Below are 25,210 nucleotides of genomic sequence, written 5' to 3' on the forward strand. Positions count from 1 at the left end.
GCCGTTTATCTTATTTTTAACGAGGGCAGATTCTATTACAGAATCGCTTTCTCTACAACGCGAACCAGCGTCCAGGACTTAGTCTTGGACAGCGGGCGGCATTCGCGGATGATAACCACGTCGCCGATACCGCATTCATTGTTCTCGTCATGTACGTGCAGTTTAGTCGTACGCTTGATGAATTTACCGTAGATAGGGTGTTTCACAAAACGTTCGATAGCAACGGTCATGGATTTCTCCATTTTGTCACTAGTCACACGACCTTGCAGAGTACGGATTTTATCGGTCATTACGCACCCGCCTTCTCAGTCAGTAAAGTCTTTACGCGTGCAACATCACGACGCACTTGCTTCAACAGATGAGACTGTTGCAGCTGGCCGGATGCTGCCTGCATGCGCAGGTTAAACTGCTCACGCAGTAGGTTAAGAAGCTCAGTGTTCAGCTCTTCAACGCTTTTTTCACGCAGCTCTGTTGCTTTCATTACATCACCGTCTTAGTTACAAAGGTGGTTTTGATAGGCAGTTTTGCTGCTGCCAGCTTGAATGCTTCACGGGCAAGCTCTTCCGGAACGCCGTCCATTTCATACAGGACTTTGCCCGGTTGGATCAAGGCAACCCAATATTCCACGTTACCTTTACCTTTACCCATACGCACTTCCAGCGGCTTCTCGGTAATTGGTTTGTCCGGGAATACACGGATCCAAATTTTACCTTGACGCTTAACTGCACGTGTCATTGCACGACGTGCGGCTTCGATCTGACGGGCGGTCAGACGACCACGGCCAACAGCTTTCAAACCGAAAGTACCGAAGCTAACATCCGTGCCCTGCGCCAGACCACGGTTGCGGCCTTTATGCACTTTACGGAATTTTGTACGCTTTGGTTGTAACATCAGCGACTCTCCTTACTTACGGCTTTTACGCTGCTGCTTTTTAGGTTGAGCAGCCGGTTCCGGTTGTTCAACAGCAGCCATACCACCCAGGATCTCACCTTTGAAGATCCATACCTTAACGCCGATTACACCATAAGTGGTGTGCGCTTCAGAGGTGTTGTAGTCAATGTCAGCACGCAGGGTGTGCAACGGCACGCGGCCTTCACGGTACCATTCGGTACGCGCGATTTCAGCACCGCCCAGACGGCCACTAACTTCAACTTTGATCCCTTTAGCGCCCAGACGCATTGCGTTCTGTACAGCACGCTTCATAGCACGACGGAACATCACACGACGCTCCAGCTGTGAAGTGATGCTGTCAGCAACCAATTTAGCGTCCAGTTCCGGCTTACGGACTTCAGCGATATTGATCTGTGCAGGAACGCCAGCGATATCCGCTACGACCTTGCGCAGTTTTTCTACGTCTTCGCCTTTCTTACCGATCACGATGCCAGGGCGAGCAGTGTGAATAGTCACACGGATGCTCTTAGCTGGACGCTCGATAACGATACGAGATACAGACGCTTTGGCCAGTTCTTTAGTCAAGAACTGACGCACTTTAAAGTCGCTGTCCAGGTTGTCAGCGAATTCTTTGGTATTGGCGAACCAGGTAGAGTTCCAAGCTTTAACTATACCCAGGCGAATACCATTAGGATGTACTTTCTGACCCATTGCTAGTCTCCAGAGTCTCAGCGATCGGACACAACCACAGTAATGTGGCTGGTGCGCTTCAGGATGCGATCTGCACGACCTTTTGCACGAGGCATAATGCGCTTCATGCTAGGGCCTTCGTCTACGAAGATCTTCGTGACTTTCAGATCATCAATGTCAGCGCCATCGTTGTGTTCGGCGTTAGCAATGGCAGATTCTAAGACCTTCTTAACCAGTACAGCCGCTTTCTTGTTGGTGTAGGTCAAAATGTCCAGAGCCTGCGACACATTCTTACCGCGTACAAGATCCGCAACAAGGCGAACCTTCTGTGCAGAAGAACGAGCGTGGCGATGTTTAGCGATAGTTTCCATCTCTTCCTCCTGCTTAGCGTTTCTTGGCTTTCTTATCAGCCGTGTGGCCGCGATAAGTACGGGTCGGTGCAAATTCACCCAGTTTGTGACCGACCATTTCGTCGGAAACAAAGACAGGAACGTGCTGACGACCATTATGGACAGCGATGGTCAAACCGATCATGTTAGGGAAGATCGTTGAACGACGGGACCAGGTGCGCAAAGGCTTCTTGTCTCCGCTTTCCACCGCTTTCTCTACCTTCTTCAGCAAGTGCAGGTCAATAAAAGGACCTTTCTTGAGAGAACGTGGCATGGCTTATCCTCTAAAATTATTTGCTACGGCGACGTACGATAAATTTATCAGTACGCTTGTTGCTGCGGGTCTTCTTACCTTTGGTCTGAACGCCCCACGGAGTTACCGGGTGCTTACCAAAGTTACGACCTTCACCACCACCGTGTGGGTGGTCGACTGGGTTCATCGCAGTACCGCGAACGGTAGGACGAACACCACGCCAACGAGCAGCACCGGCTTTACCCAGAACGCGAAGCATATGCTCAGCATTACCGACTTCACCCAGGGTAGCGCGGCAGTCGATTTCGACTTTACGCATTTCACCTGAACGCAGACGCAGGGTTACGTAGGAACCTTCACGCGCAACGATCTGCACGTAAGTACCAGCTGAGCGAGCAATCTGTCCGCCTTTGCCTGGTTTCATTTCTACGTTATGCACGGTAGAACCCACTGGGATGTTACGCATCGGCAGGGTGTTACCTGCTTTAATCGCAGCATCAACGCCAGACTGAATCTGGTCGCCAGCTTTCAGGCCTTTAGGGGCCAGGATGTAACGGCGCTCGCCGTCTTTGTACAGAACCAGTGCGATGTTCGCAGAGCGGTTCGGATCGTACTCAAGACGTTCAACGGTTGCTGGGATACCATCTTTGTTGCGTTTGAAGTCAACAATACGGTAAGCCTGCTTGTGACCACCACCGATATGACGGGTAGTGATGCGACCATTGTTGTTACGGCCGCCGGATTTGCTGTTTTTCTCTACCAGCGGGGCGAATGGTTTGCCCTTGTGCAGCTCCGTGTTTACCACTTTAACTACATGGCGACGACCCGGAGATGTCGGTTTACATTTAACAACTGCCATTGTTCTTCTCCTCCGACTTACTCAGCGCCGCCGACGAAGTCCAGATTCTGGCCTTCTTTCAGGGTGACGTAAGCTTTTTTCCAGTCGTTACGACGACCAATACGCTGACCAGAACGTTTAACTTTCCCTTTAACTACCAGGGTGTTAACGTCTTTTACTTCCACTTCGAAAAGCTTCTGTACAGCGGCTTTGATTTCTGCCTTGGTCGCGTCTTTAGCAACTTTGAGAACGATGGTGTTTGTTTTTTCCATCGCGGCAGATGCTTTTTCAGATACGTGCGGCGCGCGCACGACTTTCAGCAGACGTTCTTCACGGATCATGCCAGCATCTCCTCAACTTGCTTAACTGCGTCAGCAGTCATAACGACTTTGTCGAAGGCGATCAGGCTAACTGGGTCGATACCAGCTGCATCACGTACGTCAACCTTGTACAGGTTGCGCGCGGCCAGGAACAGGTTCTCTTCCAGTTCGCCAGTGATGATCAGCACGTCTTCCAGAGCCATGTCTTTCAGTTTCTCAACAAGCAGCTTAGTTTTAGGCGCTTCCAGAGAGAACTGCTCGACAACGATCAGACGATCTTGACGTACCAGTTCGGACAAAATGCTTTTCAGCGCGCCGCGGTACATCTTTTTGTTAACTTTTTGACTGTGATCCTGTGGCTTCGCTGCGAAAGTTACACCACCTGAACGCCAGATCGGGCTCTTCACAGTACCAGCACGAGCACGGCCGGTACCTTTCTGACGCCACGGTTTCTTACCGGAACCAGTTACTTCAGCGCGGGTCTTCTGAGCACGAGTACCTTGACGGGCACCTGCTGCATAAGCAACAACAACCTGGTGTACTAGCGCTTCGTTGAAATCACGACCGAAGGTAGTTTCGGAAACAGTCAGCGCGCTTTGCGCGTCTTTCAATACTAATTCCATTGCTATCCCCTTACGCCTTAACAGCTGGTTTAACGATCAGGTCGCAACCGGTAGCACCGGGTACTGCACCTTTAACCAGCAGCAGGTTGCGCTCAGCGTCAACGCGTACCACGTCCAGGCTCTGAACAGTGACACGTTCGTTACCCATCTGGCCTGCCATTTTCTTGCCTTTAAACACTTTGCCCGGAGTCTGGTTCTGACCGATAGAACCCGGTACGCGGTGGGACAAGGAGTTACCGTGAGTAGCATCCTGAGTACGGAAGTTCCAGCGCTTTACAGTACCGGCAAAACCTTTACCTTTAGATGTTCCAGTCACGTCAACTTTTTTAACGTCGCTGAAGATATCAACGTTAATGCTCTGACCAACAGCGAACTCATCACCTTCAACGGTGCGGAATTCCCAGAGGCCACGGCCAGCTTCAACGCCAGCTTTAGCAAAATGACCTGCTTCAGGCTTAGTAACACGGTTTGCTTTTTTAGCGCCCGCAGTTACCTGGATAGCAGTGTAGCCGTCGTTTTCCAGGCTCTTAACCTGAGTCACGCGGTTTGCTTCAATTTCAATCACGGTTACTGGGATAGAAACGCCATCTTCAGTGAAGATACGAGTCATGCCCACTTTCTTACCGACTAAACCAATCATTGTGTTCAACCTCTCAATCGCTCAATGACCTGATTAACCCAGGCTGATCTGCACGTCTACACCTGCAGCCAGATCCAGACGCATCAGAGCATCAACCGTTTTTTCAGTTGGCTCAACGATGTCAACCAGACGCTTGTGAGTGCGAATTTCATACTGATCGCGCGCGTCTTTGTTGACGTGCGGGGAGATCAGAACAGTAAAACGCTCTTTGCGGGTCGGCAGCGGAATAGGACCACGAACCTGCGCACCAGTGCGCTTGGCAGTCTCTACGATTTCCGCAGTTGATTGATCGATCAAACGATGATCAAACGCTTTAAGACGGATACGGATTCTTTGGTTCTGCATGAGACCAGAGCTCCAATTATTTATAAACGAAAAGATTACTACTCAAACCCATTACGATTGATGGGAGAGTGTAATCGTCTGCACATAACTCCCCTATTGGGAGTATTGTCAGGTGAGCTAATTGCTAACCTGCGGTTCAGATTGAACCGGGCCGTCATTTCTGACGAGCCCGCGCATTATACGTGTCTGAGCACACAAAGCAAACTGTTTGTCGCAAAGGACTGTAGTGGGAAGCTGGAAGTGGAAGCGCTTGATGGGACTCAGAAATGACAACGCCGCTGAAGTGACTGTTTCAGCGGCGAAAATATGTACAACAACATTGCAACTGCCCTACCCTGCTATTCGACTTTTATTTGTGTCTGTAGATAATTTTGAACCCCAACCTTGCCCATCAGCTCGAGTTCGGTTTCCAGGAAATCGATGTGATGCTCTTCATCCTCCAGGATCACAATCATCATGTCCCGACTGACATAGTCATGCACCTTGTCGGCGTAGGCTATCGCTTCCCGCAAGTCTCTCGCCCCTTCAAGTTCCAACGCTAAATCTGACTTCAGCATCTCTTCAACATCCTCTCCGATGCGAAGTCTGCCCAGATCCTGCAGGTTGGGTAATCCTTCAAGAAACAGAATGCGTTCAATGTACTTGTCGGCATGCTTCATTTCATCGATGGATTCGTGGTACTCAATATCGTTAAGCCGCATCAGTCCCCAATTCTTGAACATCCGCGCATGCAGGAAATACTGATTAATAGCAACCAGCTCATTTCCAAGCAATTTGTTTAAATGACTTATAATTTTCGCATCGCCCTTCATTTTGCTTCCTCCGCTTCCAGTTAATCAAATCGTAGACGCGGATTGGGGGAAGTCAAAAAACCATGACAAATTATAGGGAGATTATCAGGCGATCTCTTTGTACTGCGGAACGTGCTGCATTTCTTCATCCATGATTTCGCGCGCGGCACGGATACATTTGCCACATTGTTTGCCAACCGGGACCAGTTGACGAAGGTGCTGTAACGATTTCGGTTGATAACGACGGACAACTTCGCGGATGGTTTTATCACTAACGGCATTACACAAGCAGACGTACATTTTGCGACTCCAGTACAGTTTCTGATCATAGTGTAAATGCGAATCGTTTTTATTTCAATCACTACCCCTGCCGGCGTCAAATTACAGGCATAAAAAAAGAGCACCGAAGTGCTCTTTTTATTTGCACCGGCAGAGCGAACCCTGCCGTTTCAAATCATCGACAATTAAGCGATAACTTTAGCAACAACGCCCGCACCAACAGTACGGCCGCCTTCACGGATTGCGAAACGCAGACCGTCATCCATCGCGATTGGGTGGATCAGGGTAACAACCATCTGGATGTTGTCACCAGGCATTACCATCTCAACGCCTTCTGGCAGTTCGATGGTACCGGTCACGTCAGTTGTACGGAAGTAGAACTGTGGACGGTAGCCTTTGAAGAACGGAGTATGACGGCCGCCTTCATCTTTGGACAGAATGTAAACTTCTGACTCAAATTTGGTGTGTGGCTTGATTGAACCTGGCTTAGCCAGAACCTGGCCACGCTGGATTTCTTCACGCTTGATACCACGCAGAAGAACACCACAGTTCTCACCTGCACGACCTTCGTCAAGCAGCTTACGGAACATCTCAACACCAGTACAAGTAGATTTAACGGTGTCTTTGATGCCGACGATTTCAACTTCTTCGCCAACTTTAACGATACCGCGCTCTACACGACCGGTAACAACAGTACCACGGCCGGAGATAGAGAAAACGTCTTCAATTGGCAGCAGGAATGGCTTGTCAATTGCGCGCTCTGGTTCTGGGATGTAGCTATCCAGGTAACCAGCCAGCTCGATGATTTTCTCTTCCCACTCAGCTTCGCCCTGCAGTGCTTTCAGTGCAGAACCGCGAACGATTGGCAGGTCATCACCAGGGAAGTCGTAGGCAGAAAGAAGTTCACGAACTTCCATCTCAACCAGTTCCAGCAGCTCTTCATCATCAACCATGTCACATTTGTTCATGAATACGATGATGAAAGGAACGCCAACCTGGCGACCCAGCAGGATGTGCTCACGGGTCTGAGGCATAGGGCCGTCAGTTGCAGCAACAACCAGAATTGCACCGTCCATCTGCGCAGCACCGGTGATCATGTTTTTCACATAGTCGGCGTGGCCTGGGCAGTCAACGTGCGCATAGTGGCGAGTCGGGGTGTCATATTCAACGTGAGAAGTGTTGATGGTGATACCACGCGCTTTTTCTTCTGGTGCGTTATCGATCTGGTCGAATGCACGAGCAGAACCGCCGTAGGTTTTAGCCAGAACGGTGGTGATAGCTGCTGTCAGGGTAGTTTTACCGTGGTCAACGTGGCCGATAGTACCAACGTTGACGTGCGGTTTGTTACGTTCAAATTTCTCTTTAGCCACGACGATATTCCTTACTTTAATGCTCTCACTCCATGGTGAGAGCATATGATCAATATTTTAAAACTGTAGCTTATTTGCTACGAGCTTCAATAACGGCCTGAGCGACATTGTTCGGCGCATCATCATACTTCAGGAACTCCATAGAGTATGAAGCACGGCCTTTAGTCAGAGAACGCAGCTGAGTTGCATATCCGAACATTTCAGACAGCGGAACTTCAGCGTGAATCTGAACGCCAGTAGCGTTAGATTCTTGTCCCTTCAGCATACCACGACGACGGCTAAGGTCACCGATAACGTCACCGGTGTTCTCTTCCGGAGTCTCTACTTCAACCTTCATGATCGGCTCAAGCAGAACTGGAGTTGCTTTCCTAAAGCCGTCTTTGAACGCGATAGAAGCAGCCAGTTTAAACGCCAGCTCAGAGGAGTCAACGTCATGGTAAGAACCAAAGTGCAGACGAACACCCAGATCAACTACTGGATAACCAGCCAGAGGACCTGATTTCAGCTGCTCCTGGATACCTTTGTCAACCGCAGGGATATATTCCGTTGGAATAGTACCGCCTTTGATGTCGTTGACGAACTCGTAACCTTTAGGGTTCGAGCCTGGCTCCAGTGGGTACATGTCGATAACAACATGACCGTACTGACCACGACCACCAGACTGCTTGGCGTGTTTGCCTTCGATATCGGTAACTTTGGCGCGAATCGCTTCACGATAAGCAACCTGAGGTTTACCGACGTTCGCTTCAACGTTGAATTCACGCTTCATACGGTCAACGATGATGTCGAGGTGCAACTCACCCATACCGGCGATGATGGTCTGGTTAGTTTCTTCATCAGTCCATACGCGGAATGATGGATCTTCTTTAGCCAGACGACCCAGAGCCAGACCCATTTTTTCCTGGTCAGCTTTGGTTTTTGGTTCAACAGCGATCGAGATTACTGGCTCTGGGAATTCCATGCGCTCCAGAATGATCACGTTGTTCGGATCACACAGAGTGTCACCGGTAGTCACGTCTTTCAGACCGATAGCCGCGGCGATGTCGCCTGCACGAACTTCTTTGATCTCTTCACGCTTGTTGGCGTGCATCTGTACGATACGGCCCAGACGCTCACGAGCAGACTTCACCGGGTTATAAACTGTGTCACCGGAGTTAACGATGCCAGAGTAAACGCGGAAGAAGGTCAGGTTACCAACAAACGGGTCGGTAGCGATTTTGAACGCCAGCGCAGCAAACGGTTCTTCATCATCAGAGTGACGAACAGCTGGGGTATCTTTACCATCGTCCAGCATACCGTTGATTGCAGTAACGTCAGTTGGAGCCGGCAGATATTCAACAACCGCATCCAGCATCGCCTGAACACCTTTGTTCTTAAATGCAGAACCACAGGTAACCAGGATGATTTCGCTGTTCAGAACGCGCTTACGCAGAGATGTTTTGATCTCTTCTTCAGTCAGCTCTTCGCCGCCAAAGAATTTCTCCATCAGCTCGTCAGAACCTTCAGCAGCGGCTTCGACCAGCTTGGCGCGCCATTCATCAGCCAGTTCCTGCATATCAGCTGGGATCTCTTCGTAAACGAAGGTCACGCCCTGATCGGCATCGTTCCAGTTGATGGCTTTCATTTTCACCAGGTCAACAACACCGGTGAATTTCTCTTCTGCGCCGATTGCCAGCTGCAATGGAACTGGGTTTGCACCCAGGCGCACTTGCATCTGATCAACAACTTTCAGGAAGTTAGCACCCATGCGGTCCATTTTGTTAACGAACGCGATGCGTGGAACTTTATATTTGTTAGCCTGGCGCCATACGGTCTCAGACTGTGGCTGAACACCACCAACTGCACAGTAAACCATTACTGCGCCGTCAAGCACACGCATGGAACGTTCTACTTCGATGGTGAAGTCAACGTGTCCCGGGGTGTCGATGATGTTTACATGGTGTGGCTCAAACTGCTTAGCCATACCAGACCAGAAACAGGTGGTCGCAGCGGAAGTGATGGTAATACCACGTTCCTGTTCCTGCTCCATCCAGTCCATGGTGGCCGCGCCGTCATGTACTTCACCGATTTTGTGGTTTACACCGGTGTAGAACAGAACACGTTCGGTCGTCGTCGTTTTACCGGCGTCGATGTGTGCGCTGATTCCGATGTTACGGTAGCGCTCAATGGGTGTTTTACGAGCCATTTGATTCCTCTGATTCTCGGACGTTCTAAGTTAGTAAACCCCAGCGGGTGAGTCACTGGGACGCCCGCTGGGTTAATAACAACTACGAAGCTGTTACCAGCGGTAGTGAGCGAACGCCTTGTTGGCTTCGGCCATACGGTGAACGTCTTCACGTTTCTTAACTGCAGTACCTTTGTTCTCTGCAGCATCAGAAAGTTCGTTCGCCAGGCGCAGAGCCATCGATTTATCACCGCGTTTACGAGCAGCTTCAACGATCCAACGCATTGCCAGAGCATTACGACGAACCGGACGGACTTCAACTGGTACCTGATAAGTAGAACCACCAACGCGACGGGATTTAACTTCCACGGTTGGGCGGACGTTGTCCAGGGCTACTTCAAATGCTTCCAGTTCGTTTTTACCTGAACGCTGAGCCAGGGTCTCAAGCGCGGTATAGACGATTGATTCAGCTGTAGATTTTTTACCGTCTACCATCAGGATGTTTACAAATTTAGCCAGCAGCTCTGATCCGAACTTAGGATCTGGCAGGATTTTACGCTGGCCAATTACGCGACGACGTGGCATGGAAATACTCCGTTGTTAATTCAGGATTGTCCAAAACTCTACGAGTTTATTATGACATTTAATATAAAACGTTTGGCCTTACTTAACGGAGAACCATTAAGCCTTTGGCTTCTTCACGCCGTACTTGGAGCGTGACTGCTTACGGTCTTTAACACCTGAGCAGTCCAGCGCGCCACGAACGGTGTGGTAACGCACACCTGGCAAGTCTTTTACACGACCGCCACGGATCAGGATCACGGAGTGTTCCTGCAGGTTATGACCTTCACCGCCGATGTAGGAGGTAACTTCAAAACCGTTGGTCAAGCGAACACGACATACTTTACGCAGTGCGGAGTTCGGTTTTTTAGGGGTAGTAGTATATACGCGAGTACATACACCACGTTTCTGCGGGCAGGCTTCCAGCGCAGGTACGTTGCTCTTTGCAACTTTACGTGCGCGTGGTTTGCGAACCAGCTGATTAACTGTTGCCATTAAATAGCTCCTGGGATTTGCTTTTGCTTCGTAAACACGTGATAAATCGCCTCGTGGTATAACGAGGACGCAGAATTTTAGGGCTGAGCTCAAAAGGTGTCAAGAAATAACCAGGATATCTTCAGTTACCAGGTCATTTGTTGTGGGTTTTTTACCGTCAGCGCGACGAAATCAGTATAGCTTACTGTCGCCACACTGATTGAAATTTGAGCAGAAAGCCCACGCGCGACAATGTCTTCTTCCAGCACATACAGGGATATAGGGGCTTTCTGCAGGATTTCAAGGCTACGCGTCCCTTCAATTGCGGCTAGCACGCCATCCTGAATGAGCAGAACATCGTCGCCTGCCGCAAATAAACGCACGATCGCGGCTAAATCGGTCTTAAAGGGGGAAGCGGTCAGAGTGTGAAGCATAAAATCCTCAAAACGTGATGATCCGATCGTACTTTCCAAGCGCTTCTCGCAATGCAGCAGGCGTCATCACTTCGACCGGCAGCACGTCGGTCATTTCGGCATTCAGGCCACGTTCAGCCAACGATTCCGCACAGACATAGAAATGCTCGATGTCATACAGCGGCAGCACGCCAAAGGTCGCAATGTAATTGCGCGAAAGTATCTGTTCGGGATGCTGGCCTGAGATAAGCTGGAACACGCCATCGCTGACAAAAAACAGCGCCAGCTCTTCACTCAATGCAGACATCGCCATCACCGCATCAAGCCCTTCGCGGCCGGCACTGTTGCCATGAGGAGCCTGGCTGAACACGAACGCCACACGGTTCATCAGAACTGCACCAGACGGTCACAGGTCAGCGCCGCTTCCGCCAGCGCACCCAATCCCGACAGCTGAAAGCCTTCCGCCAGATTGGCCGCAGGCAGCCCCAGATTGGTCGCTTCCTGCCGATCGGTAATGCCCCGACGTAACGCCGCGGCCACGCAGATATTCAACGTCACGCCCTGCTCCTGATGCAGGCGCTGCCAGGCCTGACTGAGGTGAAATTCATCGCTGGCCGGTGAGGTTAACTGGCTGGCATTCAGCACGCCTTCACGATAGAAGAACACGCTCTCCAGCTGATGGCCGGCGGCCAGTAAAGCCTGGGCGAAAAGATAGGCGCTGCTGGATTGCTGCGTGCCGTAAGCCGGTCCGGTGACCAGCAGAGAATAACGCATCAGCGATCGTGCCCCTGCAAATCACCGTTCTTGAACTGGCGGATGTAGAGATAAACCGTGTGCTTGGAAATATTCAGGCGGTCGGCGACCTGGTTAATGGCATCCTTGATATCAAAGATCCCCTTCTCATACAGGTTCAGCACGATCTGACGGTTTTTGGCGTTGTTGGACACATTGCGGTCGCCGCTCACCTCTTCGATGGTGAACTCCAGCGTTTGCATCACCAAATCGTCAACCGACGACGCGAAGTTCACGGAAGATGCCGCGTCCTGTGTCTCCGGTGGCATAAACGTCGCCATAATCTGAGAGAAAGGCACATCCAGGTTCATGTTGATGCACAGCAGGCCAATGACGCGTTGATCGCCGTTGCGGATGGCAATGGTCACCGATTTCATCAGTACGCCGCTTTTTGCCCGCGTGAAGTAGGCTTTGGAGACATTGCTGTCTGCGCCATTCATGTCATGCAGCATACGCAGCGCCAGGTCGGTGATAGGCGACCCAATTTTACGCCCCGTGTGCTCGCCATTGGCGATTCTGACCGCTGAGCACTTCAAATCTTCCAGTGAATGCAGCACGATTTCGCAGTGGGAGCCGATCAGCATTGCCAATCCATCCACCACCGCTTCATAGGATTTGAGGATATCAAAGTCAGTTTGCACGAAGGGATGCTGTTCCAGTAATTCCAGATCGGCCACATCACCGGTAAAAATTGAACCAGACATTTAGACACCACCCTTTAAGAGAGCCTGTCGCACGGCGCAAGGGCAGACTCATTCTGAAGAAAATGCGTGAGGCACAGTCTATCAAATATCAGAAACGCCTGTCCTGACCTTTGTCATGAAATGCCGGGGAACGCAACAACAAGAGGGATTTTACAGCGGGGAAAGCACACCGCCACACAATGTGTGGCGGTGAGAGGTGTTACTTCGCCTGCGTGGCGGCTGGGGCTTCTGCTGGGCTCGGAGCATTAGCATCCGCTTTGGCAGCAGGTTTGATGTCAAGCAGCTCAACATCGAACACCAGCGTGGAGTTAGCCGGGATACCCGGAACGCCGTTTTTGCCGTAAGCCAGCTGTGGTGGGATCACCAGCTTAATCTTACCGCCTTTCTTCACGTGCTTCAGACCTTCAGTCCAGCCTGGGATAACGCCATCCAGACGGAATGACAGTGGCTCACCGCGGGTGTAGGAGTTATCGAATTCAGTACCGTCAATCAGCGTACCTTTGTAGTTCACTACCACAGTGTCGCTGTCTTTCGGTGCGTCGCCGGTACCTTCTTTCTCAACCTGGTAAAGCAGGCCAGACTCGGTTTTCTTCACGCCTTTTTCTTTCGCGAACTTGGTGGCATAAGCCTCACCTTTCGCGGTGTTCTCTTTTGCGTCTTTTTCCATCTTGGCCTGAGCGGCGCCTTTCACGCGGCCTTCAAATGACTGCAGCGTCTGCTCGATTTCCTGGTCTGAGAGTTTGCTCTTACCCGCAAAAGCGTCCTGAACACCGGAGATCAGCTGATCTTTATCCAGTTTGATGCCCAGTTTCTCTTGCTCTTTCAGTGAGTTCTCCATGTAGCGACCCAATGACGCACCCAGCGCATAAGCGGACTGCTGGTCGTCATTCTTGAAGGCTGCATTCTTCGGTGCCTGCTGTGGTGCCTGTTCAGCCGGTGCTGCTGCCGGAGTAGTTTCGGCAGCCATTGCCAGTGGCGCATTCAGCGCAACGGCCATGGTGGTGGCTAACAGTGTGACTTTAAACAGTGATTTCATCCATTTCTCCAAAACCGAAGGCTCTCACCTCGGAAATCGTTTACAGGCCAGGGCCTGCACTATAACTGTCTGCGAGGAAGCTACACAATCTCGCAATGAAAACTAAGTTAACTTCCGACCGCAGTCCCCTGCGAAAGTTTCACCACAGAGATGCAGACGCGAAAGAACTTTTTCAACCGCTGGAGCGAAATTAACCGCAAAATCCCTATTTCAAGCCAGGCTTTGCCGTTAGAATCACGCCATTCGGCCAGTATACCGGCCAGTGCAGCAACAAGAGGAAAACGTATGCAACAATCATTGTTTGAAGAGCGGATGGAGATGCTGGAGAGCCGACTGGCCTTTCAGGAACATACCCTGGAAGAGCTTAACCAAACGGTGATTCATCATGAACTGGAGATGGCCCGTTTGCGTGAGCAAATGCGCCTGCTGACCGATAAGCTAAAATCAGCGGCTCCTTCGATGATCGCGTCACAGTCTGAAGAAGCCCCGCCGCCGCACTACTAACGGCCGGTTCAGCGCATAAAAAAAGGAGCCCGTGGGCTCCTTTTTTTATGTCGGGCACTTAGTGGCAGCCACAGCCGCCAGTACCACAACCGCCTTTACCATGGTCGTGATCATGGTCATGGTCGTGATCGTGGTCATGACCGTGCTCACCGTGAACGTGGCCATGGGCCAGTTCTTCCGGCGTCGCTTCACGAACCGCAACCACTTCAACGTTGAAGTTCAGGTTCTGACCGGCCAGCATATGGTTACCGTCAACCACAACGTGCTCGTCTTCAACTTCGGTGATTTCTACCGGAACAGGACCCTGATCGGTTTCTGCCAGGAAGCGCATGCCAACCTGCAGTTCATCAACGCCCATAAACACGTCTTTCGGTACGCGCTGTACCAGGTTGTCGTCATACTGACCGTAAGCGTCGTCGGCAGCGATGTTCACTTCGAACTTATCACCCGCCTGATGCTCTTCCAGGGCTTTTTCCAGACCTGAGATCAGGGAACCATGACCGTGCAGGTAATCCAGCGGTGCGCTCACCGGGGACTCATCGACCAACACGCCGTCTTCTGTACGTACCTGGTATGCCAGGCTGACCACCAGGTCTTTAGCTACTTTCATGATTACTCCTAACCGTTGAGAACGTTGAGTCCTTAGTTTGTTGACCTGTTTGCCAACGCGAAAGACTCTAAATTGCGCCGATTGTAACGAATTTCAATGCCGCTGTGTGTTACAGCTTAAAAAAAGCTGAGGCATAACGCTACTCAGGATGGAAAATTCCAATCACTTGCTCATTGGTTCTGACCTGTTCCTGCGCCTGTTTGTCGGCTTCACGCATCTGGTGGCCGCACTTAACACACTCAACCACATCGATATTATTCTCCTGCCACAGCGCAAGCGTGTCCTGAGCCTTGCATTTTGGGCAGGTGGCACCTGCAATAAATCTTTTACGCATAATCGATCCTATTCAAATTCGTCCCAGCCATCAAACTGGCGTTTTTCATGCTGCATCTCAGCCTGAAAAATATCTTCCAGCTCACGACGCGCCTCTTTTACCCGGGAAATTTGCTGGCTGTCAGCATGATTTGGCATCAGTTCACGCAGCATCCGCATATCTAACCGGCGAAAATGTTGCTGGGCGCGAAACGCCTGATGAGGATGCATGCCCAGCGTCATCAGCGCCTTGCGTCCTAACTCCAGCGCACTGGAGAAGGTCTCACGCGAGAATTGCGTCACGCCAGCCTGAATCAGCTCGTGCGCCTCCACACGTCCCCTCGCCCTTGCGAGGATCTGCAGGTGCGGGAAGTGATGCTGGCAGAGATGCACAATCTCCATCGCATCTTCCGGGCCGTTACAGGTAATCACGATAGACTGGGCGGTTTCTGCGCCAGCGGCACGCAGCAGCTCCAGCTCGGTCGCATCCCCATAGTATACTTTGTAACCGTATTTTCGCATCAGGCTAACCGCACTGATATCGCGCTCCAGCACGGTAATGCGTTTCTCGTTGGCCATCAGCAGGCGGGCGACAACCTGACCAAAACGCCCGAAGCCCACCACGATCACCTGTGGCTTATCATCTTCAACGAACGGTTTCTCGGCGGTCTCATCCACTTCGTTAAAGCGTCTTTCCAGAATCTTATCCACGCCCTGCATTAGCAACGGCGTGGTCATCATCGACAGGGTGACGGTAACCAGCAGCAGCGGCATCTGATCGCCGGTGAAAAGCTTCGCCGAGGAGGCAGCGGAGAACAGCACAAAGGCAAACTCACCGCCCTGGCTCAGCACGCCGGAAAATTGCAGGCGTTCTGAACTGCGCAGGCCAAAGATGCGGGAAAGCAGATAGAGCACGCCGGCTTTGATGGAAACCAGTGCCACCACGCCAATCAGGATTTCGGTGATATGGGTATAAAGCACGCCCAGATTCAGCGCCATGCCGACGGAGATAAAGAACAGGCCCAGCAGCAACCCTTTGAAGGGATCGATGGCGATTTCAAGCTCATGGCGGTATTCACTTTCCGCCAGCAGGATCCCGGCGATGAAGGTTCCGAGCGCCATCGAAAGCCCCAGCGCATCCATAAACAGCGCCGAACCCAGCACCAGCAGCAACGCCGCTGCGGTAAAGACTTCACGCACGCCGGAAGCGGCGATAAAGCGGAAGATCGGCTTCAGCAGATAGCGACCCCCAATCAGCATGCCGGCAAAGGCCAGCACCTTCATGCCAACCTTCATCCAGTCGGTGTGGCCGCTGTCACCGCCGGCCAGTAACGGCACCAGCGCCAGCGCCGGGATCACTGCCAAATCCTGGAACAGCAGCACCGAAAAGCCCAGCTGACCGGACTCGTTACGGTTCATGCCCTTATCGCGCATTAACTGCAGCGCCATCGCCGTCGAGGACATCGCCAGGCCAATGCCGCCGATGGTCGCGGCCTGCCAGGAGAAATCCGTTAGCAGCAGCAGCCCGCCCAAAATGGCCGCACTGAAGATAACCTGCGCCGCGCCGACGCCGAAGATAGACCGACGCAGCTCCCACAGCTTTGAGGGCTTCAGTTCCAGGCCGATGATAAACATCAGGAACACCACGCCCAGCTCGGAGAAGTGAAGGATCTCGTCCACATCGCTGATAAAACCAAGTCCCCACGGGCCGATGGCAATACCCGCCAGCAGATAGCCCAGAACCGCGCCAATGCCTAAACGGGCCGCAATCGGTACAGCGATAACCGCAGCAAATAAATAGACCACGCCTGCCGTCAGGAGAGTTTGTCCTTCCATTCAAATACCTCCATAAGGCAAAGGGGAAGCGAGCCAGTCACTGTACGCTCGCGAAAAATTCTTCATCACGTCCGGGGTCTGGCGACGGGCCCAGTAGATGATCATCGGCGTCAGCCAGTGCATCCGGCACATCTGCGCCGTCAGCTCGAACGGACGCATAATGTCTGACATCGGATAGCGGTTCAGCCCTTCCTGATGGTAAGCCGCTTCAGGCTCACCGGTGGTGATCACACTGCGCCAGTATTTGCCTTCCAACACGTTGCCGCCGGGACCGCTGGCAAACCCGCGTGACAGCACACGATCGAGCCACTCTTTCAGCAGCGCCGGGCAGCTGTAAGTATAAAGAGGATGCTGGAAAACGATGATGTCGTGCTCGCGCAACAACTGCTGTTCGTAGTGAATATCGATAAAGAAATCAGGATAGTGCGCGTAGAGATCGTGAACGGTCACGTGCGGCAAATCATAGGCCGGTTGCAGCAAAACCCGATTGGCTATCGAGTCTTGTGATTCCGGGTGTGCATAAAGCAGCAAAACTTTAGGTGGCTGCGACATCATTCCCCTCCAAATCATCGTCACGGCGGGGAAATTCCGCTACCATGCTCGACGCAACGGAATTCAAGATTCCGAAAAAATTGATGGTTTAATTTAACATATCCTGACTATTACGGCGCTTATGATTGTCTTCTCATCGTTACAAATTCGACGCGGTGTCCGCGTACTGCTGGACAATGCCACAGCCACGATTAACCCCGGGCAGAAAGTGGGCCTGGTGGGAAAAAACGGCTGCGGTAAATCCACGCTGCTGTCGCTGCTCAAAAACGAGATAAGCGCCGATGCAGGGAGCTTTAGCTTTCCCGGCACCTGGTCGCTGGCCTGGGTCAATCAGGAAACCCCGGCCCTTTCCGTTCCGGCGATTGAATACGTGATCGATGGCGATCGCGAATTCCGTCAGCTGGAAGCTGAACTGGCACATGCCAATGAGATCAACGACGGCCACGCCATCGCCACGCTGCACGGTAAGCTGGATGCGATTCAGGCCTGGACAATACAGCCTCGCGCCGCCAGCCTGCTTAACGGTTTGGGCTTTTCTCAGGAACAGCTGCAACGCCCGGTAAGCGATTTCTCCGGCGGCTGGCGCATGCGTCTTAACCTGGCGCAGGCGCTGATTTGTCGCTCTGACCTGCTGTTACTCGATGAACCGACAAACCACCTCGATCTTGATGCGGTGATCTGGCTGGAGCGCTGGCTGAACAGCTATCAGGGCACGCTGGTATTAATTTCGCATGACCGCGACTTCCTCGATCCGGTGGTCGACAAAATTCTGCATATCGAAAACCAGTCGATGAACGAATACACCGGCAACTACAGCTCGTTCGAAATTCAGCGCGCCACCAAGCTGTCGCAGCAGCAGTCGATGTTTGAAAATCAGCAGCAAAAAGTGGCGCATCTGCAAAGCTTTATCGACCGCTTTAAGGCCAAAGCCAGTAAAGCCAAGCAGGCACAAAGCCGCATCAAAATGCTCGAGCGCATGGAGATGATCGCGCCTGCTCACGTTGATAACCCGTTCACCTTCAGCTTCCGCGAGCCGGAAAGCCTGCCTAACCCGTTGCTGAAGATGGAAAAAGTCACCGCCGGTTACGGTGATAAAATCATCCTGAATTCCATCAAGCTGAACCTGGTTCCCGGCTCCCGCATTGGGCTGCTCGGCCGCAACGGGGCCGGTAAATCCACGTTGATTAAGATGCTGGCCGGCGATCTGGCGCCGTTAAAGGGCGATATCGGCCTGGCAAAAGGCATCAAGCTTGGTTACTTCGCCCAGCATCAACTGGAATTCTTACGGGCAGATGAATCTCCGCTGCAGCATATGGTGCGTCTGGCGCCAAAAGTGTTGGAACAGCAGCTGCGGGATTATCTGGGCAGCTTTGGTTTCCAGGGCGATAAAGTCACTGAAAACACCGAACGCTTCTCCGGCGGTGAAAAAGCGCGGCTGGTGCTGGCCCTTATTGTCTGGCAGCGCCCTAACCTGCTGCTGCTTGATGAACCGACCAACCACCTGGATCTGGATATGCGTCAGGCGCTGACCGAAGCGCTGATTGATTTCGAAGGCGCACTGGTCGTCGTTTCGCACGATCGTCACCTGCTGCGCTCCACCACCGACGATCTCTACCTGGTTCACGATGGTCAGGTCGAGCCGTTTGATGGCGATCTGGAAGATTACCAGCAGTGGCTGAGCGATCTGCAAAAGCAGACCTCGGCGTCAGAGCCGAAGCAGGACAGCGCCAACAGCGCGCAAAACCGTAAAGACCAGAAACGGCGTGAAGCGGAACTGCGCACCCAGACTCAGCCGCTGCGTAAGCAGATCGAGAAGCTGGAAAAGCAGATGGAAAAGCTGAACACGCAACTGTCAGAGGCGGAAGCCAAACTGGCCGATGGCGACATCTACGATCAGAGCCGCAAAGCCGATCTTACTTTAGCGCTACAACAGCAGGCTACGGCTAAATCGGCGCTGGAAGAGTGTGAGATGGAATGGCTGGATGCGCAGGAGCAGTTGGAAACCCTGATGGCCTCCTGATGCCACACGTCAGAGGCGCGTGAAATGCGCACCTCTGACGCTTTGCTGATTTACTGTGCGCCCAGACGCTGACGCAGCGTCGCAAGATCCTCAGTATTCAATAGTTTGCCATTGAGAAAACGCGTTTTCAGTTCCCCGCCGCGCTCCTGCGCCCAGTTTTGCCCATCTTTAAGCGTTAATTCCCCGGCGGCATTCCGATCGACCCGCAACAAGCCACGGGCTGAATTCTTCATGCCGCTGTCGGTTTTAGGCTGTTTAAAGATTTCACGTCCAACGCCATTCACTTCGCCGTAAGTCGCTTTCATCGCAAAGCCGAAGGTGTCCCGGGTATTGTACTGGTAGGTGTAAGAGCCGACCCCAAACACCACGTTACTGCTGGCAAAGCCTTTGGCTTCCAGACGGCTGAGGATCTCATTCGCGCGTTCCAGCGTAATCGAGTCGCCATAAATCAGCCCCACATGCGGATCCAGCACTTTGTAGCCCTTGCTGTTCACCGTACCGCCAAAGATTTCCCATAACACTTCAACAGAGCCTTTTTGCTGGGCGGTTCGCGCGGGATCCGTCGCCTGATCATCACCCGTTCCACATAAGATTTCCACCGGGTTACCGCTGTCCGGGCGAAACACCAGCCGACCCTCACGCGCCATAATCTCCGGCCGCAGCTCGCGGCTGTATTCGGTCAGCACTTTCCAGTAATCCCAGGTATCCGACACCACAGAGACAAATCCCTGCGGGTAAAGCTCGGTGATCAGCCGGCGGAAAGTGGCGATTTCGCCCTGCTCTTCTCCCATGCACATCACGCTGTGCTCGGTGGCCGGAATGCTGCCGGCGATAAAGTAATCTTTGGCCGGCGTGTAGTAACGGCGGGCATACAGAATGGAAGGCAAACTGTCGGTGCCGGTAAAGCTCAGCAGGTGCCCGACACCCGCCTGTGCGGCATCATGCAAGCCTGACATTCCCCGGAAGGAGAAGTCGTGGCACTGAAAATCGATATGGCTGTTATCGTCACAGGTCCGGTCCGCCCACAGTTGGCAAATCTGCCGGTAATGGCTGGCGACGGTGGCATTGGTGGACGATTTCCATAACTCCGCCGACATCACGCTTTCCAGGTAATTGACCAGCCAGAAAAATTCATCAACCGTATTGGTGATGGTCAGCACCGGAATTTTCATCGGCACTTTGCTGCCTTCATCCAGACTTTTGATCTCCAGCGGCAAATAGCCTACGCGGTGCAACGCACGAATATGATCAACGCTGACGCTGCCTTTTCCAAGGTAGCTGTCCATCAGCTGTTGATACTCATCCACCACCACCTCTTCTGGCTGGGCGAAAAACTTGTCGTTAAACAGATCGACCATGAACCACTGCAGAAAACCCTGCAGGCCAAAGAACACCAGACGGTCGTCGGCCAGCGGGGAATGGAAGAAGCGGTTTCCGCGCGGCGTGAAGTTGGAATAGACCTTGTTGGTGCCCAGCGGGTATTGCTCACGGTGCGAGGTCTTGTAACCATCAATGGCCAGAATCGGATTAGTTTGCATGGTTATCTCCTTCGCGGTGGAAAATGGCATCGCTGTTAATCAGCTCGACATGCGGCTGCGCAATGGCCGGATCGGCAATGGAAGTGGTAGTCCAGATATGGTCAATGCCCTGACTCAGCAGATGATCAACCCCTTTAGTAAACAGGCCATGAGTGACATAGAGGCTGACCGAGCGGGCTCCCGCCCCGCGCAGAACGGCGGCCGAACCGATAAAGGTGCCGCCAGCATCACACAGGTCATCGGCGATCAGCACATCGCGTCCCGCAACCTCGCCTTTCAGCAGTTCAAATCCACTTAACCTGCCGCTGGTGATATCTCTGTGCTTGGCCAGGATGCCAAACTCGCTGGCCCCGACATGCTGAGCCAGCGCATGAATTTTTTTCAGCGCGCCCGCGTCCGGTGCTATCAGCATCATTCCCTGTTCCAGCTTGCTCATCAGACTGCGGCTGTGTTGCAGGCAACGATGTTGCGGGATAGCCATCATGCGATCGAGGACACCTGCAGCCACATCACTGTGCGGGTCCAGCACTTTCACCCGGTCAAAGCCCAACTGATTGATGAAACCAGCAAAGACCTTCAACGCGAAACTGTCGCCATCACGCATGTTGCGATCCTGACGGGCATAAGGCAGCCAGGGCAGCTCGAGGGTCGTTAACGTCAGGGTGTAGCGTTGGCGAGCAGCATCCAGTAACTGCGCCACGAGCATCAGATCGTCCATGCTCTGCATTGCTGTCGCCCGCAGCGTCAGCACGTTTGCCCGTGGGCGTAATGGCGGAAGCAGGTGAGCCCAGACCGCACCATCAGGAAAGCGGCCGGTATCGAATGCCGCTTCCTGTCCATCGAGGGTTAATGAGAGTTTCATCATTGTCAGACTCCTTTCAGTTATGATTAATGTCCGAGAGACATTTATATAATTGTCTATGAGACACTATTAAGCAAGCGTTGGATTTCCATTTCGGGTGATAAACACATAACCAGCTGATTTAATGAAGATTAAAACATCCTTTACGCAGCGGTATTTGAATGACGCGCAGCAGACTGATAATGTGTCTTTGTGACACTTCTTCGCAGGCAATCCCATGACAGCAGAACAGCAGTATCTGGCCGGCTATGATCCCAGCCGCTATCCCACGCCCATTGTCACCGTCGACAGCGTCCTGTTTACGCTCTTTGACCAACGACTCTGTGTGTTGCTGGTGCAGCGTGCCAACCATCCGCAGCAAGGTTTTTGGGGGTTACCGGGTGGGTTTATTGATTTAAAGCGTGATGACTCAACCAGAGCCACAGCCATGAGGAAGTTGCAGGAGAAAACGGGCGTGATTCCGCACTGGCTGGAGCAATTAGAAACGTTTTCCGGCCCCGACAGGGATCCGCGCGGCTGGAGCCTGACATCGGCCTGGTATGCGTTGATCGCGGCAGAGAATTGCCAGTCGGAAAGTGATGCCATCAGTGATGTGCAGTGGCAGCCAGTGGCAGAGCTGGCGTCGAGGTCAGATATTGCCTTTGACCATCAGCAGATTATTGCCGCCGCTTTGCAGCGATTACGGCAGAAGACGCTCTATTCCTTGCTGCCGGTGTACTGCCTGCCCGCGGCTTTTACGTTGACTCAGCTTCAGGATGTCACCGAAACGATCCTTGGCCAAACGGTGCAGCGCAAAAGCCTTATCCGCCGGTTTGAGGCTTCTGAGATGTTCGAAGAAACCGGCGAAAGCGTGGCCACCGGTGCGCGAAAAGCGAAACTCTATCGCCTTAAAGTCGGCGCCGATGTCCGCAACTTCTCGCGCAACCTGATGGCCGCTGACTAATTCACAGCCCTCAGCGTTCAGCGCGGTAAAAAGGCTTGTCACCCAGGATGGTGGCACGATGCATGATCCTGCGCTGCGGCAGATAGTCGGCGTTAGCATAATGCTGCGTGACCCGGTTATCCCAGATAGCAATATCGTTCTCCTGCCAGCGCCAGCGGACCTGAAACTCCGGTTTGGTGACATGGGCAAACAGGAAGTTCAGCAGCGCATCGCTCTCCTTCTGGCTGACATCCACAATGCGCGTGGTAAAGCCTTCGTTGACGAATAACGCCGGCTTGCCACTGAACGGATGGGTGCGGATCACCGGATGCAGCAACGGCGGGTTCTTCTCGACCGCCAGCTTCCAGCGCGCATGCTCCTCTTCACTGCCACGATGCTTAAACTCCTGAAATTACTTGGTAAAGTCATGCTCGGCCTGTAATCCGCTCAGCAGCACCTTAAAGGGTTCAGACAGCGCCTCATACGCGGCAATGCCGCTGGTCCACAGCGTATCGCCACCCGTTTCCGGCAGCTGTTTGGCCGCAAGGATCGCGCCAGCCGGCGGCGTGGCAATAAAGGTCACATCGGTGTGCCAGTTATCGTTGTCCGGCGGATTATTGTCATGGGTATCCAGCACGATAATCTCTTCCACACCCGGCGCGTGAGGATAAACCGGGTGGATATGCAGGTCGCCAAAGCGGGTGGCCAGCGCACGCTGCTGCTGAGGCGTGACCGGCTGATCGCGGAAGAATAAGACCTGATGGCGGATCAGCGCATGATAAAGCTGTTCGAATTGCGCATCGCTCAGCGGACGGCTGAGGTTGATGTCGGAAACCTGACCGCCGATATTCGGGCCCAGTGCGGTAATCGTCAGACGTTCGTTCATGAGTGTACTCCGTGCCACGGGGTTAAGCGGCGCTGAAGCGCGCGCAGCCCCAGCTCAAGGGTGAAAGCGATCAGGGCGATGACGGCAATGCCGGCCAGCACCACATCGGTCGCTAAAAATTCTCCGGCGGACTGCACCATAAAGCCCAGTCCACGCGTGGCGGCGATCAGCTCAGCGGCCACCAGCGTCGACCAGCCCACGCCCAAACCAATGCGCAGACCGGTGAGGATTTCAGGCAGTGCGCCAGGCAAAATCACAAACCACAGCACCTGCCAGCGGTTGCCGCCCAGCGACTGGGCCGCGCGGATGCGTACCTGCTGGGCGCTTTTCACCCCAGCCAGGGCTGACATCGCCACCGGGGCAAAAATGGCCAGGTAGATCAGCAGGATTTTGGAGGTCTCGCCAATGCCAAACCAGATCACCATCAGCGGCAGATAGGCCAGAGGCGGAACCGGACGATAAAGTTCGATCAGCGGATCGAGAATGCCGCGAGCGGTTGCACTCAATCCCATCAGAATGCCTACCGGCACGCCGATAATCACCGCGGCAAACAGCGCGATCAGGATGCGGGTCAGACTGGCGGCCAGATGCTGCCAGAGCGTGGCGTCCATAAACCCCTGTGAACTGGCAATGGTCAGCAGCTGATGGAACACCTGCTGCGGCGCAGGCAGAAACAGCGGCGCAATCAGTTTCAGCGCCGTGACGCCCCACCAAATCGCGAGGATCACCAGCAAGGTCGCCGCACTCAGCGTGATCTGGCGGCCAAAGGGCCAACGCAGACGCACGCGGCGTGGCACGGTTTTTTCGGTGGATAACAGGCTCATGAAAACACCTCGCGTTGCTGGAAGACCTGGCCTAAAACGTATTCTCTGCGCTCAATAAACGCCGGATCGGACTTGATGGATCGGCAGGACTCGCCAGCGATATAACGACGACCAAAGTCGAGAGGCAGTCGCTCAATCACCCTTCCCGGCCCGGGCGACAGCAGGATCAGTTCACTGGCAAGAAACACCGCTTCTTCGATATCGTGAGTGATCAGCAGGATCTTTTTGCCGCTCTCCTTCCACAAGGTCAGCAGCAGTTCCTGCATCTGCTCGCGGGTGAAGGCGTCAAGCGCGCCGAAAGGTTCATCCAGCAGCAACAGCTGCGGGTCGGCGGTCAGCGCCCGGGCAATGCCCACCCGCTGGCGCATGCCGCCGGACAGCTGCCAGATAAAGCGTTTTTCAGCGCCTTCCAGCCCAACCTTCTTCAGCATCTGGCGAGCCACCTCGCGGCGAGCGTTTTTCTCGACGCCGGCCAGCTGCAGGCCAAAAGCGACGTTATCCAGCACGTTGCGCCACGGAAGCAGCCCTTCATGTTGAAACACCACGCCGCGTTCAGCGCCCGGCCCGGTGACCGCCTTGCCATCCAGCATAATGCTGCCGGATTCGGCAGGCAGAAAACCGGCAATCAGATTCAGCAGCGTGGTTTTGCCACAGCCTGAAGGTCCCAGCACCACCAGCAGCTCACCAGAATCAATCGACAGGTTGATATCCTGCAGTGCGAGATGCCCTTCATAGCGAGCCGTAAGATGCGAGACCGTCAGCATGGGAACT

General features: G+C 53.2%; 33 protein-coding genes and 1 pseudogene. 3 read left to right on the forward strand and 31 right to left on the reverse strand.

Annotation, left to right across the window (positions count from 1 at the left end; all coding sequences use genetic code 11):
• Positions 1-35: 35 nt before the first annotated feature.
• The 22 genes from rpsQ to fkpA all read right to left on the reverse strand — a co-directional run bounded on the left by rpsQ (position 36) and on the right by fkpA (position 13,573).
• On the reverse strand, positions 36-290 hold the full coding sequence (gene rpsQ, locus EBC_RS22315) for a 30S ribosomal protein S17 (RefSeq protein WP_013204128.1): 255 nt from the start codon (positions 288-290) through the stop codon (positions 36-38).
• The gene (rpmC, locus tag EBC_RS22320) at positions 290-481 is read right to left on the reverse strand and encodes a 50S ribosomal protein L29 (protein ID WP_013204129.1); all 192 of its coding nucleotides are present in this window, start codon (positions 479-481) and stop codon (positions 290-292) included. Before rpmC ends, rpsQ begins: the two co-directional genes overlap by 1 nt.
• Positions 481-891: a 50S ribosomal protein L16 gene (rplP, locus tag EBC_RS25590; RefSeq protein WP_002438716.1), complete on the reverse strand. Its 411-nt coding sequence runs from the start codon at positions 889-891 to the stop codon at positions 481-483. Before rplP ends, rpmC begins: the two co-directional genes overlap by 1 nt.
• Positions 892-903: 12 nt before the next feature.
• Positions 904-1,602 carry a 30S ribosomal protein S3 gene (gene rpsC, locus EBC_RS25595; RefSeq protein ID WP_013204130.1) on the reverse strand — a complete coding sequence of 233 codons (699 nt, stop codon included), beginning with the start codon at positions 1,600-1,602 and terminating at the stop codon, positions 904-906.
• 17 nt (positions 1,603-1,619) lie between these two features.
• Complete coding sequence (gene rplV / locus EBC_RS22335; RefSeq protein WP_013204131.1) at positions 1,620-1,952, reverse strand: 50S ribosomal protein L22; 333 nt, start codon at positions 1,950-1,952, stop codon at positions 1,620-1,622.
• A 13-nt stretch (positions 1,953-1,965) separates the two neighbouring features.
• Positions 1,966-2,244 carry a 30S ribosomal protein S19 gene (gene rpsS / locus EBC_RS22340; protein WP_013204132.1) on the reverse strand — a complete coding sequence of 93 codons (279 nt, stop codon included), beginning with the start codon at positions 2,242-2,244 and terminating at the stop codon, positions 1,966-1,968.
• A gap of 16 nt (positions 2,245-2,260) precedes the next feature.
• Entirely contained in the window at positions 2,261-3,082 is an 822-nt protein-coding gene (gene rplB, locus EBC_RS22345) for a 50S ribosomal protein L2 (protein ID WP_013204133.1), read from the reverse strand.
• Between the two features lie 17 nt (positions 3,083-3,099).
• A complete protein-coding gene (rplW, locus tag EBC_RS22350) occupies positions 3,100-3,402 on the reverse strand; it encodes a 50S ribosomal protein L23 (RefSeq protein WP_013204134.1) in 303 nt (100 codons plus the stop codon).
• Positions 3,399-4,004 carry a 50S ribosomal protein L4 gene (gene rplD / locus EBC_RS22355; RefSeq protein WP_013204135.1) on the reverse strand — a complete coding sequence of 202 codons (606 nt, stop codon included), beginning with the start codon at positions 4,002-4,004 and terminating at the stop codon, positions 3,399-3,401. Before rplD ends, rplW begins: the two co-directional genes overlap by 4 nt.
• Positions 4,005-4,014: 10 nt before the next feature.
• Positions 4,015-4,644: a 50S ribosomal protein L3 gene (rplC, locus tag EBC_RS22360; RefSeq protein WP_013204136.1), complete on the reverse strand. Its 630-nt coding sequence runs from the start codon at positions 4,642-4,644 to the stop codon at positions 4,015-4,017.
• Between the two features lie 33 nt (positions 4,645-4,677).
• Positions 4,678-4,989, reverse strand: a complete 312-nt coding sequence (rpsJ, locus tag EBC_RS22365; RefSeq protein WP_001181005.1) for a 30S ribosomal protein S10 — start codon at positions 4,987-4,989, stop codon at positions 4,678-4,680.
• Between the two features lie 338 nt (positions 4,990-5,327).
• On the reverse strand, positions 5,328-5,801 hold the full coding sequence (bfr, locus tag EBC_RS22370; RefSeq protein WP_013204137.1) for a bacterioferritin: 474 nt from the start codon (positions 5,799-5,801) through the stop codon (positions 5,328-5,330).
• Between the two features lie 84 nt (positions 5,802-5,885).
• Complete coding sequence (bfd, locus tag EBC_RS22375; RefSeq protein WP_013204138.1) at positions 5,886-6,080, reverse strand: bacterioferritin-associated ferredoxin; 195 nt, start codon at positions 6,078-6,080, stop codon at positions 5,886-5,888.
• A gap of 164 nt (positions 6,081-6,244) precedes the next feature.
• Positions 6,245-7,429, reverse strand: a complete 1,185-nt coding sequence (gene tuf, locus EBC_RS22380; RefSeq protein WP_013204139.1) for an elongation factor Tu — start codon at positions 7,427-7,429, stop codon at positions 6,245-6,247.
• A 70-nt stretch (positions 7,430-7,499) separates the two neighbouring features.
• Positions 7,500-9,614: an elongation factor G gene (gene fusA / locus EBC_RS22385; protein WP_013204140.1), complete on the reverse strand. Its 2,115-nt coding sequence runs from the start codon at positions 9,612-9,614 to the stop codon at positions 7,500-7,502.
• 93 nt (positions 9,615-9,707) lie between these two features.
• Positions 9,708-10,178, reverse strand: a complete 471-nt coding sequence (gene rpsG / locus EBC_RS22390) for a 30S ribosomal protein S7 (protein WP_008457106.1) — start codon at positions 10,176-10,178, stop codon at positions 9,708-9,710.
• A gap of 96 nt (positions 10,179-10,274) precedes the next feature.
• Entirely contained in the window at positions 10,275-10,649 is a 375-nt protein-coding gene (gene rpsL / locus EBC_RS22395) for a 30S ribosomal protein S12 (RefSeq protein ID WP_013204141.1), read from the reverse strand.
• 125 nt (positions 10,650-10,774) lie between these two features.
• The gene (tusB, locus tag EBC_RS22400; RefSeq protein ID WP_013204142.1) at positions 10,775-11,062 is read right to left on the reverse strand and encodes a sulfurtransferase complex subunit TusB; all 288 of its coding nucleotides are present in this window, start codon (positions 11,060-11,062) and stop codon (positions 10,775-10,777) included.
• A 7-nt stretch (positions 11,063-11,069) separates the two neighbouring features.
• On the reverse strand, positions 11,070-11,429 hold the full coding sequence (gene tusC, locus EBC_RS22405) for a sulfurtransferase complex subunit TusC (protein WP_013204143.1): 360 nt from the start codon (positions 11,427-11,429) through the stop codon (positions 11,070-11,072).
• Positions 11,429-11,815 (reverse strand): sulfurtransferase complex subunit TusD, encoded by a 387-nt coding sequence (gene tusD / locus EBC_RS22410; RefSeq protein WP_013204144.1) that lies wholly within the window; start codon positions 11,813-11,815, stop codon positions 11,429-11,431. Before tusD ends, tusC begins: the two co-directional genes overlap by 1 nt.
• Positions 11,815-12,537: a helix-turn-helix transcriptional regulator gene (locus EBC_RS22415; protein ID WP_013204145.1), complete on the reverse strand. Its 723-nt coding sequence runs from the start codon at positions 12,535-12,537 to the stop codon at positions 11,815-11,817. The genes tusD and EBC_RS22415 overlap by 1 nt, the downstream gene beginning before the upstream one ends.
• Positions 12,538-12,736: 199 nt before the next feature.
• Complete coding sequence (gene fkpA, locus EBC_RS22420; RefSeq protein WP_013204146.1) at positions 12,737-13,573, reverse strand: FKBP-type peptidyl-prolyl cis-trans isomerase; 837 nt, start codon at positions 13,571-13,573, stop codon at positions 12,737-12,739.
• Positions 13,574-13,858: 285 nt separating this feature from the next.
• On the opposite strand from fkpA, the gene EBC_RS22425 reads away from it, so the two are divergent.
• Positions 13,859-14,077 carry a SlyX family protein gene (locus EBC_RS22425; protein ID WP_013204147.1) on the forward strand — a complete coding sequence of 73 codons (219 nt, stop codon included), beginning with the start codon at positions 13,859-13,861 and terminating at the stop codon, positions 14,075-14,077.
• 58 nt (positions 14,078-14,135) lie between these two features.
• Here EBC_RS22425 and slyD read toward each other — a convergent pair whose 3' ends face one another.
• The 4 genes from slyD to kefG all read right to left on the reverse strand — a co-directional run bounded on the left by slyD (position 14,136) and on the right by kefG (position 17,387).
• A complete protein-coding gene (gene slyD / locus EBC_RS22430; protein ID WP_013204148.1) occupies positions 14,136-14,687 on the reverse strand; it encodes a peptidylprolyl isomerase in 552 nt (183 codons plus the stop codon).
• A gap of 139 nt (positions 14,688-14,826) precedes the next feature.
• Positions 14,827-15,021, reverse strand: a complete 195-nt coding sequence (locus EBC_RS22435; protein ID WP_013204149.1) for a YheV family putative zinc ribbon protein — start codon at positions 15,019-15,021, stop codon at positions 14,827-14,829.
• 8 nt (positions 15,022-15,029) lie between these two features.
• Positions 15,030-16,835 carry a glutathione-regulated potassium-efflux system protein KefB gene (kefB, locus tag EBC_RS22440; protein WP_013204150.1) on the reverse strand — a complete coding sequence of 602 codons (1,806 nt, stop codon included), beginning with the start codon at positions 16,833-16,835 and terminating at the stop codon, positions 15,030-15,032.
• Positions 16,836-17,387, reverse strand: coding sequence for a glutathione-regulated potassium-efflux system ancillary protein KefG (gene kefG, locus EBC_RS22445; protein ID WP_013204151.1), 552 nt, complete (start codon positions 17,385-17,387; stop codon positions 16,836-16,838). It abuts the gene before it with no gap.
• A 121-nt stretch (positions 17,388-17,508) separates the two neighbouring features.
• Between kefG and EBC_RS22450 the strand changes: the two genes are divergently transcribed.
• On the forward strand, positions 17,509-19,407 hold the full coding sequence (locus EBC_RS22450; RefSeq protein WP_013204152.1) for an ABC transporter ATP-binding protein: 1,899 nt from the start codon (positions 17,509-17,511) through the stop codon (positions 19,405-19,407).
• Between the two features lie 50 nt (positions 19,408-19,457).
• Here EBC_RS22450 and EBC_RS22455 read toward each other — a convergent pair whose 3' ends face one another.
• Together EBC_RS22455 and prs are read right to left on the reverse strand one after the other, a co-directional pair.
• Positions 19,458-20,945, reverse strand: coding sequence for a nicotinate phosphoribosyltransferase (locus tag EBC_RS22455; RefSeq protein WP_013204153.1), 1,488 nt, complete (start codon positions 20,943-20,945; stop codon positions 19,458-19,460).
• A complete protein-coding gene (prs, locus tag EBC_RS22460; RefSeq protein WP_013204154.1) occupies positions 20,935-21,810 on the reverse strand; it encodes a ribose-phosphate diphosphokinase in 876 nt (291 codons plus the stop codon). The genes EBC_RS22455 and prs overlap by 11 nt, the downstream gene beginning before the upstream one ends.
• A 214-nt stretch (positions 21,811-22,024) precedes the next feature.
• Between prs and EBC_RS22465 the strand changes: the two genes are divergently transcribed.
• Positions 22,025-22,750, forward strand: a complete 726-nt coding sequence (locus EBC_RS22465) for an NUDIX hydrolase (RefSeq protein ID WP_013204155.1) — start codon at positions 22,025-22,027, stop codon at positions 22,748-22,750.
• Positions 22,751-22,760: 10 nt separating this feature from the next.
• On the opposite strand, the pseudogene tauD reads toward EBC_RS22465, so the two are convergent.
• The 3 genes and pseudogenes from tauD to tauB form a co-directional block, all read right to left on the reverse strand.
• Positions 22,761-23,615, reverse strand: a pseudogene (gene tauD / locus EBC_RS22470) (taurine dioxygenase).
• Positions 23,612-24,439: a taurine ABC transporter permease TauC gene (gene tauC, locus EBC_RS22475; protein ID WP_013204158.1), complete on the reverse strand. Its 828-nt coding sequence runs from the start codon at positions 24,437-24,439 to the stop codon at positions 23,612-23,614. Before tauC ends, tauD begins: the two are co-directional and overlap by 4 nt.
• A complete protein-coding gene (tauB, locus tag EBC_RS22480; protein ID WP_013204159.1) occupies positions 24,436-25,203 on the reverse strand; it encodes a taurine ABC transporter ATP-binding subunit in 768 nt (255 codons plus the stop codon). The genes tauC and tauB overlap by 4 nt, the downstream gene beginning before the upstream one ends.
• Positions 25,204-25,210: the final 7 nt, after the last annotated feature.

This window comes from Erwinia billingiae Eb661 (assembly GCF_000196615.1).
Taxonomy (GTDB): Bacteria; Pseudomonadota; Gammaproteobacteria; order Enterobacterales; family Enterobacteriaceae; genus Erwinia; species Erwinia billingiae.

What these genes read in the sequence shown, in the direction of transcription:
- rpsQ (WP_013204128.1), bottom strand. Translation starts at nt 290, where the DNA reads ATGACCGATAAAATCCGTACTCTGCAAGGTCGTGTGACTAGTGACAAA.
- rpmC (WP_013204129.1), bottom strand. Translation starts at nt 481, where the DNA reads ATGAAAGCAACAGAGCTGCGTGAAAAAAGCGTTGAAGAGCTGAACACT.
- rplP (WP_002438716.1), bottom strand. Translation starts at nt 891, where the DNA reads ATGTTACAACCAAAGCGTACAAAATTCCGTAAAGTGCATAAAGGCCGC.
- rpsC (WP_013204130.1), bottom strand. Translation starts at nt 1,602, where the DNA reads ATGGGTCAGAAAGTACATCCTAATGGTATTCGCCTGGGTATAGTTAAA.
- rplV (WP_013204131.1), bottom strand. Translation starts at nt 1,952, where the DNA reads ATGGAAACTATCGCTAAACATCGCCACGCTCGTTCTTCTGCACAGAAG.
- rpsS (WP_013204132.1), bottom strand. Translation starts at nt 2,244, where the DNA reads ATGCCACGTTCTCTCAAGAAAGGTCCTTTTATTGACCTGCACTTGCTG.
- rplB (WP_013204133.1), bottom strand. Translation starts at nt 3,082, where the DNA reads ATGGCAGTTGTTAAATGTAAACCGACATCTCCGGGTCGTCGCCATGTA.
- rplW (WP_013204134.1), bottom strand. Translation starts at nt 3,402, where the DNA reads ATGATCCGTGAAGAACGTCTGCTGAAAGTCGTGCGCGCGCCGCACGTA.
- rplD (WP_013204135.1), bottom strand. Translation starts at nt 4,004, where the DNA reads ATGGAATTAGTATTGAAAGACGCGCAAAGCGCGCTGACTGTTTCCGAA.
- rplC (WP_013204136.1), bottom strand. Translation starts at nt 4,644, where the DNA reads ATGATTGGTTTAGTCGGTAAGAAAGTGGGCATGACTCGTATCTTCACT.
- rpsJ (WP_001181005.1), bottom strand. Translation starts at nt 4,989, where the DNA reads ATGCAGAACCAAAGAATCCGTATCCGTCTTAAAGCGTTTGATCATCGT.
- bfr (WP_013204137.1), bottom strand. Translation starts at nt 5,801, where the DNA reads ATGAAGGGCGATGCGAAAATTATAAGTCATTTAAACAAATTGCTTGGA.
- bfd (WP_013204138.1), bottom strand. Translation starts at nt 6,080, where the DNA reads ATGTACGTCTGCTTGTGTAATGCCGTTAGTGATAAAACCATCCGCGAA.
- fusA (WP_013204140.1), bottom strand. Translation starts at nt 9,614, where the DNA reads ATGGCTCGTAAAACACCCATTGAGCGCTACCGTAACATCGGAATCAGC.
- rpsG (WP_008457106.1), bottom strand. Translation starts at nt 10,178, where the DNA reads ATGCCACGTCGTCGCGTAATTGGCCAGCGTAAAATCCTGCCAGATCCT.
- rpsL (WP_013204141.1), bottom strand. Translation starts at nt 10,649, where the DNA reads ATGGCAACAGTTAATCAGCTGGTTCGCAAACCACGCGCACGTAAAGTT.
- tusB (WP_013204142.1), bottom strand. Translation starts at nt 11,062, where the DNA reads ATGCTTCACACTCTGACCGCTTCCCCCTTTAAGACCGATTTAGCCGCG.
- tusC (WP_013204143.1), bottom strand. Translation starts at nt 11,429, where the DNA reads ATGAACCGTGTGGCGTTCGTGTTCAGCCAGGCTCCTCATGGCAACAGT.
- tusD (WP_013204144.1), bottom strand. Translation starts at nt 11,815, where the DNA reads ATGCGTTATTCTCTGCTGGTCACCGGACCGGCTTACGGCACGCAGCAA.
- EBC_RS22415 (WP_013204145.1), bottom strand. Translation starts at nt 12,537, where the DNA reads ATGTCTGGTTCAATTTTTACCGGTGATGTGGCCGATCTGGAATTACTG.
- fkpA (WP_013204146.1), bottom strand. Translation starts at nt 13,573, where the DNA reads ATGAAATCACTGTTTAAAGTCACACTGTTAGCCACCACCATGGCCGTT.
- EBC_RS22425 (WP_013204147.1), top strand. Translation starts at nt 13,859, where the DNA reads ATGCAACAATCATTGTTTGAAGAGCGGATGGAGATGCTGGAGAGCCGA.
- slyD (WP_013204148.1), bottom strand. Translation starts at nt 14,687, where the DNA reads ATGAAAGTAGCTAAAGACCTGGTGGTCAGCCTGGCATACCAGGTACGT.
- EBC_RS22435 (WP_013204149.1), bottom strand. Translation starts at nt 15,021, where the DNA reads ATGCGTAAAAGATTTATTGCAGGTGCCACCTGCCCAAAATGCAAGGCT.
- kefB (WP_013204150.1), bottom strand. Translation starts at nt 16,835, where the DNA reads ATGGAAGGACAAACTCTCCTGACGGCAGGCGTGGTCTATTTATTTGCT.
- kefG (WP_013204151.1), bottom strand. Translation starts at nt 17,387, where the DNA reads ATGTCGCAGCCACCTAAAGTTTTGCTGCTTTATGCACACCCGGAATCA.
- EBC_RS22450 (WP_013204152.1), top strand. Translation starts at nt 17,509, where the DNA reads ATGATTGTCTTCTCATCGTTACAAATTCGACGCGGTGTCCGCGTACTG.
- EBC_RS22455 (WP_013204153.1), bottom strand. Translation starts at nt 20,945, where the DNA reads ATGCAAACTAATCCGATTCTGGCCATTGATGGTTACAAGACCTCGCAC.
- prs (WP_013204154.1), bottom strand. Translation starts at nt 21,810, where the DNA reads ATGATGAAACTCTCATTAACCCTCGATGGACAGGAAGCGGCATTCGAT.
- EBC_RS22465 (WP_013204155.1), top strand. Translation starts at nt 22,025, where the DNA reads ATGACAGCAGAACAGCAGTATCTGGCCGGCTATGATCCCAGCCGCTAT.
- tauC (WP_013204158.1), bottom strand. Translation starts at nt 24,439, where the DNA reads ATGAGCCTGTTATCCACCGAAAAAACCGTGCCACGCCGCGTGCGTCTG.
- tauB (WP_013204159.1), bottom strand. Translation starts at nt 25,203, where the DNA reads ATGCTGACGGTCTCGCATCTTACGGCTCGCTATGAAGGGCATCTCGCA.